Origin of the sequence: Acinetobacter sp., assembly GCF_036659555.1 — a bacterium.
GTDB lineage: Bacteria > Pseudomonadota > Gammaproteobacteria > Pseudomonadales > Moraxellaceae > Acinetobacter.
The window spans coordinates 1-9,975 of record NZ_JAVXCI010000105.1 but is presented as its reverse complement, the minus strand read 5'-3'; the positions used below and the strand labels follow the sequence as shown (position 1 = coordinate 9,975).

The 9,975-nt window shown below is 54.0% G+C and carries 11 protein-coding genes and 1 pseudogene; 7 read left to right on the top strand and 5 right to left on the bottom strand.

Annotated features, from left to right (window positions below; translation table 11 throughout):
• Positions 1-209: pseudogene (locus tag RSA72_RS12685) on the bottom strand (integrase); the annotation flags it as partial.
• A 133-nt stretch (positions 210-342) separates the two neighbouring features.
• On the opposite strand from RSA72_RS12685, the gene dusA reads away from it, so the two are divergent.
• Positions 343-1,365 carry a tRNA dihydrouridine(20/20a) synthase DusA gene (gene dusA, locus RSA72_RS12680; protein WP_443098301.1) on the top strand — a complete coding sequence of 341 codons (1,023 nt, stop codon included), beginning with the start codon at positions 343-345 and terminating at the stop codon, positions 1,363-1,365.
• 162 nt (positions 1,366-1,527) lie between these two features.
• Here the strand turns inward: dusA and RSA72_RS12675 are convergent, their stop codons facing one another.
• Both RSA72_RS12675 and coaBC read right to left on the bottom strand, forming a co-directional pair.
• The gene (locus tag RSA72_RS12675; RefSeq protein WP_332624754.1) at positions 1,528-1,905 is read right to left on the bottom strand and encodes a cytochrome b562; all 378 of its coding nucleotides are present in this window, start codon (positions 1,903-1,905) and stop codon (positions 1,528-1,530) included.
• Between the two features lie 153 nt (positions 1,906-2,058).
• Complete coding sequence (gene coaBC / locus RSA72_RS12670; protein WP_332623600.1) at positions 2,059-3,324, bottom strand: bifunctional phosphopantothenoylcysteine decarboxylase/phosphopantothenate--cysteine ligase CoaBC; 1,266 nt, start codon at positions 3,322-3,324, stop codon at positions 2,059-2,061.
• 112 nt (positions 3,325-3,436) lie between these two features.
• On the opposite strand from coaBC, the gene radC reads away from it, so the two are divergent.
• On the top strand, positions 3,437-4,138 hold the full coding sequence (gene radC / locus RSA72_RS12665) for a RadC family protein (RefSeq protein ID WP_332623598.1): 702 nt from the start codon (positions 3,437-3,439) through the stop codon (positions 4,136-4,138).
• Between the two features lie 66 nt (positions 4,139-4,204).
• Positions 4,205-5,116, top strand: a complete 912-nt coding sequence (locus RSA72_RS12660; RefSeq protein WP_332623597.1) for a bestrophin family protein — start codon at positions 4,205-4,207, stop codon at positions 5,114-5,116.
• Positions 5,117-5,206: 90 nt separating this feature from the next.
• Here the strand turns inward: RSA72_RS12660 and RSA72_RS12655 are convergent, their stop codons facing one another.
• A complete protein-coding gene (locus RSA72_RS12655; RefSeq protein ID WP_332623596.1) occupies positions 5,207-6,058 on the bottom strand; it encodes a PHP domain-containing protein in 852 nt (283 codons plus the stop codon).
• A gap of 47 nt (positions 6,059-6,105) precedes the next feature.
• Here RSA72_RS12655 and RSA72_RS12650 point away from each other — a divergent pair, with 47 nt between their 5' ends.
• From RSA72_RS12650 to mnmC, 4 genes are read left to right on the top strand one after another with little or no spacing between them, the layout of a single operon-like run.
• On the top strand, positions 6,106-6,717 hold the full coding sequence (locus tag RSA72_RS12650) for an inner membrane-spanning protein YciB (RefSeq protein WP_332623593.1): 612 nt from the start codon (positions 6,106-6,108) through the stop codon (positions 6,715-6,717).
• Between the two features lie 29 nt (positions 6,718-6,746).
• Positions 6,747-7,049, top strand: coding sequence for a YciI family protein (locus RSA72_RS12645; RefSeq protein WP_332623591.1), 303 nt, complete (start codon positions 6,747-6,749; stop codon positions 7,047-7,049).
• A gap of 4 nt (positions 7,050-7,053) precedes the next feature.
• Positions 7,054-7,530: a hypothetical protein gene (locus tag RSA72_RS12640; RefSeq protein ID WP_332623589.1), complete on the top strand. Its 477-nt coding sequence runs from the start codon at positions 7,054-7,056 to the stop codon at positions 7,528-7,530.
• Positions 7,531-7,564: 34 nt separating this feature from the next.
• Complete coding sequence (gene mnmC / locus RSA72_RS12635) at positions 7,565-9,469, top strand: FAD-dependent 5-carboxymethylaminomethyl-2-thiouridine(34) oxidoreductase MnmC (protein WP_332623588.1); 1,905 nt, start codon at positions 7,565-7,567, stop codon at positions 9,467-9,469.
• Positions 9,470-9,569: 100 nt separating this feature from the next.
• Here mnmC and RSA72_RS12630 read toward each other — a convergent pair whose 3' ends face one another.
• A complete protein-coding gene (locus RSA72_RS12630; protein ID WP_332623602.1) occupies positions 9,570-9,887 on the bottom strand; it encodes a rhodanese-like domain-containing protein in 318 nt (105 codons plus the stop codon).
• Positions 9,888-9,975 lie beyond the last annotated feature (88 nt).

Genomic DNA, 9,975 nt, shown 5'->3' with positions numbered 1-9,975 from the left:
GTCAGATCAATCAGCTTTTCTTTGCCAAGCAAAATATCAGGATTTTCTTGAATTTCGACTTCTCGTTTCTTAACCCAGTTTTCAGCTAACTTCTTTGAGTGAAATGTTTTACTTTCAGAGAAAGTAGGAAAGCCCTTTCGATTGATTCGAATCGCAGCACGATAGTTAACTTTACCATCTGCACCTTTCCTTGCTGTAATTGACCCCATAATTTACACCACAACCTGTTTTTTTGATTATGGTGTAAAATTTGGTGTAAATGCAAACCGATTAGCCCACCTAAACACAGGTTAAAACAGATTCGCGCAGGTTGCGAAACATAGATTAAAGGTATGATTTTTAATGACTATTAACAAAAACATTGAAAACACTCAATCTCCGCGAATCAGTGTTGCGCCGATGATGGACTGGACCACCAAAGACTACCGTTTCTTTGCCCGCCTGTTTAACCCAAATGTGATCTTATATACCGAAATGGTCACGACCGGCGCGATTTTATTCGGCGACGCCAAGCGCCATCTGGATTTCAATCAGGAAGAGCATCCCATCGTATTGCAGCTGGGCGGCTCCAATCCCAAAGACTTGGCGCTGTGCAGCAAAATGGCGCAGGACTGGGGCTATGACGAAGTCAATTTAAATGTCGGCTGCCCAAGCGACCGCGTGCAGAATAATAAAATCGGCGCCTGCCTGATGGCTGAGCCGGATTTAGTGGCGGAATGCATTGCCGAAATGCGCAATGCGGTGGATATTCCAGTGACGGTGAAGCACCGCATCGGCATTGACGACATGCAGTCTTATGAACAGATGCTGCATTTTGTGGATACTGTGGCGAAAACAGGCTGCGATAACTTTATTGTGCATGCGCGGATTGCCCTGCTGAAAGGCTTATCGCCTAAAGAAAACCGCGATGTGCCGCCGCTGCGCTATGAGGATGTTTACCGCTTAAAGCAGGAGCGCCCGAATCTGCTGATTGAAATCAACGGCGGCGTAAAAACATTTGCTGAAACTCAGGCGCATTTGCAGCATACCGATGGCGTGATGATTGGCCGCGAAGCCTATCACAACCCTTACCTGCTGGCTGAACTGGGTCAATTGTGGGATTTAGGGCATCCTGACCGTTTTGAAATTATCGAGCAGATGCTGCCGTATATTGCCCGGCGCATGGCGGAAGGCGCGCCATTGTCGATTATCACCCGGCATATTTTAGGCCTGTTTCAAAACCTGCCGGGCGCGCGCAAATGGCGCCAGGCGCTCAGCGGCGGCAATGCCAAGACTTTTGCCGATCTTGAAAGCGCGATTCAGCAGATCAAGGGCGCCATGCAGCGCACTGAAGACGAAGCCCGGGAATATCAGGCTTCGCACTGATGCGCACAGCGCTCTGCTGATGAACCTTAGCCTTGCGCTTCCGCTCAGTCAGCAGCGTTGCGTATTGGCAATAAAAAAGCCAGCCGATTGCTTCACTGGCTGGCTTTTCTTTATGTTCCGGCTTGAGCTGCGCCTTTACAGCTCAGCAGGCTGCGCATAGCCTCAGTGATGATTATAAACCGCATGGCCACGTTCTTTCACCGCAGCGATTTTTTTGCCTTCCACTTTGGCCTGATCCAGCTTTCCGGCCTGAACCAGCGCCCGGGTGCTGTCAATCTGCGCCGTCAGCTGGTCATATAAAGCGTCTGAGGTCGGCGCTTTTGGATCTTTGGTTTTCAGCTTGATTTTTTTGGCGTCTAAAGCCGCTGCCTTCATATTGTCCAGCGCTTTCAGCGCGTCTTTCTGGTTCTCCGCCTTGTTGAAGGCTTTAAAGTTTTTGGCCAGGGTTTCCATATTATGTTCAAGATTGCCTGCAAAGCTCAGGCTGCTGAACGACAAAGCTGCGGAAAAGATAACGGTGGCTAAAGTTTTTTTGATCATGCTGCTGTCCTTTTAAAGATCCATTTAAAAACTGTGGCTATTGCTGCGGTTTAATTGCGCTGAAATTTTAATTTTACGCATTAAACATAGTGTAAATCCTATAAAAAATGCAACGGATCCGCTGCATTTTAATGACCGGGGAACAGATTTTTTTTAAACAGGCGCCATTTCATGATGCAGGGCATCGTGAATCGCCTCCACCAGCTGCTGCGCAATCTCCTGCTTCGGGGCTTTATCCAGATCCCGCTTCTGCATCTGATACTGCTCTGCAAAGAACACAATCATGGCGTTTTCATCAGAAGCAAAGCCGATATCTGCGCGCGACACATCATTGCAGGCAATCATGTCGAGCTTTTTCGCCACCAGCTTGCCGGCTGCGTATTCTTCAACATTGCGGGTTTCGGCGGCGAAGCCGACCATAAACGGGCGCTTGGCCTGCTGCGCAATGGTGGCCACAATATCCGGATTCTTCACCAAAGCGACATTCAGCTCATCGCCGGCTTTCTTAATCTTATGCTCCGCCACCTGCGCCACGCGGTAGTCGGCAACGGCCGCCGTGGCAATGAAAATGTCGCAGCCCTGATCCAGCAGCGCCATGCTTTGATCCAGCATCTGCACTGCAGACTGCACATTGATGCGGCGCACGCCATTTGGCGTTTCCAGGCTGACCGGCCCGGCAATTAAAGTGACTTTTGCGCCAGCGGCGTAACAGGCTGCAGCCAGGGCAAAGCCCATCTTGCCGGTGCTGTGGTTGGAAATATAGCGCACAGGGTCAATCGCTTCGCGGGTTGGGCCTGCGGTAATCACCACATGCTTGCCGGCCAGCAGGCCAAATTTTTCCGCGATCGCGCGCTGCGCGCGGTGGAAATACTGCGTGACCTGAATGGCTAAGTCTTCCGGCTCCGGCATCCGCCCCAGGCCGACATCGCCGCAGGCCTGCACCCCGGCATCCGGCATAATCACATGCACGCCGTCTTCCACCAGCGTGTTCAAATTGCGCTGCGTGGCTTTGGCGGCCCACATCTGCTGATTCATGGCGGGCGCCACCCAAACCGGCGCCTTCGCCGCCAGATACAGCGTTGACAATAAATCATCCGCCAAACCAGCCGCAAACTTGGCCAAAGTATCGCAAGTCGCAGGAGCCACCAGCACCAGGTCTGCCCAGCGCGCCAGCTCAATATGCCCCATGCCGGCTTCCGCTTCCGGGTCAAGCAGTTTGGTATGCACCGGGTTGCCTGAAAGCGCCTGAAAAGTCAGCGGGGTAACAAAGGCTTGCGCGCCTTCCGTCATCACCACCCGCACATTGAATCCGGCATCTTTCAGGCGCCGGACCAGAATCGCGCTTTTATAGGCCGCAATGCCGCCGGAAACACCCAAAATAATGTTTTTGTTTGGAATTACACTTAAATCAAAACTCACGAACAGGCTACCTATCTGTTGCAGTGGCGCTCACAATAGCATTAAATATGGCCAGACCCAAGATTCAGCTTGGGAAAACCAAACGCTGCTATAATAAAAAAGCCTAAAAATAATGAATTTTTCAATCAAAAACTGGCCGGAACAGGAACGGCCGCGCGAACGCCTGCTGTCGCAGGGCGCGCAAAGCCTGTCTGACGCTGAGCTGCTGGCGATTTTTCTGCGTTCAGGCTCGCAGCAGCATTCCGCAGTTGAACTGGGCCGCCTGCTGATTCAGCATTTCGGCAGCCTGAATCCGATTTTAGATGCGCGGCTGGAGGACTTAAGCCAGTTTCACGGCATCGGCGCAAGCAAATATGCGCAGCTGATGGCGGTGAAAGAGCTGGGCCGGCGCTATGTCACGCAGCAGCTGAAGCAGACCGCGCTGCCGCTCGGCACTTCCCGGCAGCTGCTGGACTTTCTGCGCTTTGAGTTTTTAGGCGAAGCGCAGGAAGTGTTCGGTGTGCTGTGCCTGGATGCGCATTTAAGGAAAATCAGCTTTAAAAAGCTATTCTTCGGCTCGCTGAATGCCTGCGAAATTTCCATCAACCAGCTGCTGCGCCACGCCATTTCACAGCGCGCCACATCCATTGTGATTGCGCATAATCATCCCTTTGGCAAGCCGGAACCTTCGCCGGCGGATCTGCAGCTGACCCGGCACATACAGCAGGCCTGCAGCCTGCTGGAAATCCGCCTCATCGACCACTGCATTGTTTCCGCCGAAGGCTGCTTTTCCTTTGCCGAGCACCGCCTGATCAGCCCGGAAAAATCGGCATAAAACACATATTGACAAAGGCTTGGGCGCATATGAAGATCAGTCCAAATCCGTGAAGATTCTAATAACATGATTGTGCGTGACCAACCCAGTGTATTTAAGCTGCTCTTTTCCTGGCGCGGCACAATTTTGCCGAAAGTGCTGCCGCCTTTGGGCGTGGTCATGCTGCTGTCCGCGATTATCGGCGGCCTGTCCTACGTCGGCCTGTTTCATTTTCCTGAATTGCCTTTGGTCGGCTTCACCTTAATCGGCGTAGTGCTGTCGATTTTTCTGGGCTTTAAAAACTCGGCCTGCTATGACCGCTGGTGGGAAGCGCGCAAGCTCTGGGGCATTTTAATTGCCAATGCGCGGCATTTTGACCGCGACTGCCGCGTGCTCAGCCAAGGCCGCCGCGAACGCGTGATTCAGCATGTGATTGTATTTGCTAATGTGCTGCGGGACCGCCTGCGCCACCAGACCGCCAATCCGACTGAACTGGTGGAAACCAGCGGCATGAGCCCTCAGGCCATTTCGCAGCTGTATCAGCAGGCCAATGCGCCGCAGTACACGCTGAGCCTGATCCAGTGGGAGCTGATGCAGGCGATGAAAGAGGGGGAAATTTCAGACATTCTGTATACCCAGATGAATCAGCATGTCATGGAGCTGAGCACGGTGCTGACCGGCTGTGACCGGATTGCCACCACGCCGCTGCCTTTCGCCTATTCCGTGCTGCTGAACCGCACCGTGTATTTTTTCTGCTTTATCCTGCCGTTCAGCCTCGGCTCAACGCTGGGCTTGGCCACCCCGCTTCTGGTGGGAATTTTGGCTTATACTTTCCTCGGCCTGGATGCGCTCAGCTCGGAAATTGAAGAGCCTTTCGGCACGCAGAGCAATGACCTGCCGCTGGACTCGATGGTGCGCACCATCGAAATTGAGCTGCTGGGAACGCTGGGCAAGCCGACCCCGCCACCGATTCAGGCGCAGGATAATAATCTGCTTTAATTAAAATCCCTCCCTTGCTGCACAATGTTTCTCTAAGAAAAAAAGGCGCAAATCCCTCTTTCCCCAAAGGGGGCTCAGAGGGATTAAAAATTAACGGAAATTCTCCCAAATGCCCGCCTGCCCTTCCTTAATTTGCGGAATATTGCCCAGCTTAATCCACGGCATGTTATCGCCATGAAAATCGCTGCCTACAGACACTTTCAAGCCATGCGCCGCAATCATGCGATCCACCATCTGGCGCGTGGACAAAGGCTCAACTGCGGGCGGCAGCTCCACCGCATCGCCGCCGAACTGCGCGAAAATTTCAATTAAATAGCGGATATTGGTGGCCGACAGGTCATAGCGGGTCGGATGCGCCAGCACCGCAAAGCCGCCGCTGGCGTGAATCGCCTGAATGGTTTCCTGCAGCCCCAGACCGTCAAATTTGACATAGGCTTTCTTGCCTTCCTTGATGTATTTGTCAAAGGCCTGCTGCGGCCGGCTGACCAGGCCTTTCTCCACCAGGGTTTTGGCAATATGGGTGCGGGTAATCCGGTCCGCAATGCCGTCCACTTTGGCGATCACATCGGCATAAATATCCTGGCCAATCAATGGCGTCAGCAAACCGCAAATCTGCCGGGCGCGCGCCGCGCGGATCTGCTTCTGCTGCTCCAGCACCGCCAGCAGCGGCGCCGGATGCTGCATATTCAGCGCCACAATATGCACGCCGTAGCTCTTTTTCGTGGCCGGGCGCGACCATTGGCTGGAAATTTCCACGCCGGAAATTAAAGTAATGCCTGATTTTCCCGCAGCTTCTTCAGCTGCATTTAAGCCATCCATCGTATCATGATCAGTCAGCGCCAGCGTATGAATGCCTATGGCTGAGGCAGCCTGCACCAGCTGTTCCGGTGACAAAGTTCCATCAGAAATATTACTGTGTGTATGTAAATCTACGCCGCGCATCAATTATACTATGCCGTTTAATTTGATCAGAGATTAGATACTCTAACATGAAAGCACTTTTAGACTTTGTGCCGCTCATTATTTTCTTTTATTTGTATAAAACTGTAGACCCGAAAGATACCGAGCATCCCCTCCTGCAGCTGATCGGCTCCGCCGGCGGCATCGACAATAATAATATTCTGGCGGCAACCACAGGTCTGATTATTTCCATGTTGGCGGTATACGGCGCCATGTTTGTCATGCAGAAGTTCCGCCTGGACAAGCAGCAGTGGATTGTGCTGTTCATGACGGTAATCTTCGGCGGCATCACCCTAATGCTCAGCGATGACTTTTATATCCGCTTAAAGGCGGTGCTGCTGAATCTGGTCTTTGCCGGCGCATTCCTGCTTTCCCCCTGGTTCAGCAAAGAGCGCAAGCCGCTGATTGAGCGCCTGTTCGGCCCGGTGCTGAGCCTGACAGAAAACGGCTGGAAGAAGCTCAATTTCGCCTGGGCCTGCATGTTTGTGGTGATGTCCTGCCTGCATATTTTCTTTGCCTATTTGTACATGGGCGGAAAATACTGGGGTGAATTCACCGCATTTGGCGACATGATCGTCATGTTTTCCTTTATCATTATTCAGTTTATTGTATTGCGCAAATACTTTAAGACCTCTGAATAGCTCCTCCGCTTTAAAATTCGAGAAATCACATGCCATTATTCGTTGTGACCTGTACAGATAATGAAGGTACAGTAGAAAAGCGCCTTGCGGTGCGCCCTCAGCACCTTGCACGCCTGGAAAAATTAGATGCTGAAGGCCGCCTGATCGCAGCCGGCGCAATGCCGAAAGACCCGGGCAATCCGCAGGCGGGTTTTTACGGCAGCACGATTATTGCCGATTTTGACTCCCGCGAGGCGCTGGACGCCTGGCTGCAGGAAGAGCCTTTCCTTAAAGAAGGCGTGTACGGCCATATTGACGTAAAGCCTTTCAACAAAGCTTTCCCTAAAGGATAAGTTCATGCGCGCTGCCGTTTCCAGCTTGCTGGGCCTCTCCATACTTTGCACTTCCGCATGGGCAGTCGAAACTGCACCTGCTCCGGCAGCGGCCGCAGCGCCTGCGCCGCAAACCCTGCCGGCCAGCAAGCCTAAAGCTGCGCCGGCGGCAGCCAATCCGAATGCGCCTGTTCTGGAAAATAAAGCGCTGACTGCAGAGCAGCAGGCTCAGAACAAAGCCCTGCAGGAAGCTAAAATCAAGGCGCTGGTCAAAGACCAGCATTCGCGCCTGCAGCAGCTGGAAAAAGCCAATTTGGAAGCCTTGGCGCAAAATCAGGAACTGCAGCTGAAAAATGACAGCTTAGGCGTGCAGGTGCAGGTCCTGCAAAGCGAACGCAGCGCGCAAATGTTCCTGTACGGCGCAGCCACTATTGCTGCCGGCGTGCTGCTGGGCTTCCTGATTGCAGGCTATGTGCATACCAAGCGCCGCCGCCAGTGGTAGGCGCCCTCTTCAATTTTCTGTGAAAGGCTGAGCTGTGTCTGACGCAATCCAAACGGCCGATCTTGATTGGCAATCTGTGGACGGAATAGATGTTCCCGTTTCCAGGCAATTCGGCGATGTATACTTTTCCAAAGACAACGGCCTGCTGGAAACCCGCCATGTTTTTTTAAATGGCAATGACTTGCCGGAGCGCCTTGCGCAGCTGCAGGACTTTGACTATTTCTGCGTGGGCGAAACCGGCTTTGGCACCGGGCTGAACATTTTGGCCCTGTGGCAGCTGTGGCGGCAGGTCCGGCCGGACAACCGCAGCCGGCTGCATGCCGTTTCCGTCGAAAAATTTCCGCTGTCTAAGCCTGATTTAATCCGCGCGCTGCAGGCCTGGCCGGAACTGCAGCCCTTGGCGCAGCAGCTGATTGCACAGTATCCGCTGCCGCTGGCCGGATGCCACCGCCTGTCTTTCCCGGATGAACGCTTCTCTTTGGACCTGTGGCTGGGCGATGCGCACGATGTGTTTCCAATGATGCACAGAACCCGGCAGGTTGACGCCTGGTTTCTGGACGGCTTTGCGCCCGCCTGCAATCCCGATTTGTGGGAAGAGCATATTTTAAGCCATATTGCGCGCCTGTCCGGCTATGGCACCAGCTTTGCCTCATTCAGCGTGGCTGGGGTTCTAAAGCGCGGCTTAAGGCAGCATGGCATCACCGTCAGCCGCCCGCGCGGCTTTGGCCATAAGCGCGAAATGCTGAAAGGTATCTGGAAGCCCGCTGCCCCGGCGGATGAAGCTGCGCAAAACTCAGCGCCCGGCCCACAGCCCGCCTTAAAGCAACGCCAGATTGCCGTGATTGGCGCAGGTATTGCCGGCTTGAGCTGCGCATGGGCATTCGCGCAGCGCGGGCATCAAGTTACCGTTTACGACCAGTCAGCGCCTTTGGCGGGCGGTTCCGGCAACCCGCTGGCGCTGCTGAATCCCAAACTGCCCGCCATCGGGCAAAGCCATTCCCATCTGATGAGCCTGTCCTGGCGGCATGCCATTGCGCACTATGCGCAATTCAGCGCCTTCCGCCCAATCCGCGTGCGCCAGCTGGCGCTAAAGCATGCGGAAGCGCTGCCGGACTTGGCCGCACAGTATCCTGAAGCCGTGCTGCGCGCTGAAAGCGCCGCCGGCAGTGACATCGCCACAGAGTTTTCAAGCCTGAATCTGCTGCAGGCCGGCGCGGTCTCGCCGCATCAATTGCGCGATCAGATTCTGCAGCATCCGCTGATTCGGTTTCAGCAGGCTGAAATTACGCAAATTCAGCAGGCAGGCGCAGTGCAGGTTTTCAGCCAGAATCAGCTGCTGGCGGAATATGACCATGCAGTGGTTTGCGCAGCGCGGCACAGCGGCCGGTTTTTTGCCGATTATCCGCTGCTGAAGCCGATCCGCGGCCAGGTCAGCTGGGCTGAAAACCCTGAAAACCCTTTAGATGCGGAGCAGGCCTACAGCTACGGCGGCTACTGCATGCAGCTGGATGCGGGCCATTTGATTCTCGGCGCATCATTCCATCCCAGCCGGGAGGATGATGAGGTGCTGCAGGAAGACCATGTGCATAACTATCAGCTTATCCACAGCGCCTTTCCCCAGTACGCGCAGTCCTTGGCCCCAGTGGAAAGCTGGCAGGGCCGCGCGTCTGTGCGCGCGCAGAGCCAGGACTATTTTCCGCTGCTGGGCAAACTGCAGGATGAGCAGGAAATTTACAGCTTTGCCGGCTTAGGCTCAAAAGGCTTTTTATATGCGCCGCTGTGCAGCGAAGTGCTGGCAGCGCTGATTCTGGGCGAAGCCTGCCCGGCTCCGGCTGCGCTGCTGAACAGGCTCAGCGCCAAGCGCTTTCAGAAAAAAGTCAAGCCGAAAAAGCCTTATCTGAAGAAAAGCGCTGATTCGCCGCTTCAGCCCGGATGCTGAACCGGCAGGCGCGACCCGCCTTTGATCAGGGCCGCGCGGAGGACTGCGCATAAAAACCGGCCATAAAAAAGCGCCTTGCGGCGCTTTTTCCTCTTTCAGCTCAGCAGCCTTGTTCTACTAAAGGCAAGCCGGCATCGCGGGCGGCGCGTGTGCCGCCCATCAGAATTACATATTCGCGCGAGCTGTCGAAGCCCTCTAATTTCTCAGCTGCGCGCGGCGCTTTGCTTCCGCCGCCGCATAAAATGTAAATGGGCTGATCCGTTGACACCTGAGTTAAGCTGCCTGCAGAAAGGTCATTAATGGGCTGGTTGACAGCGCCTTTAACGTGCGCTTCCGCATAAGCGCTTGAATCGCGTACATCCCAGATAACGGCATTTTCTGGGAACTCAAATGTTGTAATTTCTTGCTTACGGATCATTGTGCACTCCTTTGATGTAAACAACACTTGGCAAATGAAGAAAACATCCCTAGCATCTCAGATATTCTTTCCATTTGTAAAGGTCTAA

Excerpts from the sequence above, each read along its gene's own strand:
- RSA72_RS12675 (WP_332624754.1), bottom strand. The coding sequence starts at position 1,905 with ATGATCAAAAAAACTTTAGCCACCGTTATCTTTTCCGCAGCTTTGTCG.
- RSA72_RS12640 (WP_332623589.1), top strand. The coding sequence starts at position 7,054 with ATGCGCGCTGCCGTTTCCAGCTTGCTGGGCCTCTCCATACTTTGCACT.
- dusA (WP_443098301.1), top strand. The coding sequence starts at position 343 with ATGACTATTAACAAAAACATTGAAAACACTCAATCTCCGCGAATCAGT.
- RSA72_RS12645 (WP_332623591.1), top strand. The coding sequence starts at position 6,747 with ATGCCATTATTCGTTGTGACCTGTACAGATAATGAAGGTACAGTAGAA.
- RSA72_RS12660 (WP_332623597.1), top strand. The coding sequence starts at position 4,205 with ATGATTGTGCGTGACCAACCCAGTGTATTTAAGCTGCTCTTTTCCTGG.
- RSA72_RS12650 (WP_332623593.1), top strand. The coding sequence starts at position 6,106 with ATGAAAGCACTTTTAGACTTTGTGCCGCTCATTATTTTCTTTTATTTG.
- RSA72_RS12630 (WP_332623602.1), bottom strand. The coding sequence starts at position 9,887 with ATGATCCGTAAGCAAGAAATTACAACATTTGAGTTCCCAGAAAATGCC.
- radC (WP_332623598.1), top strand. The coding sequence starts at position 3,437 with ATGAATTTTTCAATCAAAAACTGGCCGGAACAGGAACGGCCGCGCGAA.
- RSA72_RS12655 (WP_332623596.1), bottom strand. The coding sequence starts at position 6,058 with ATGCGCGGCGTAGATTTACATACACACAGTAATATTTCTGATGGAACT.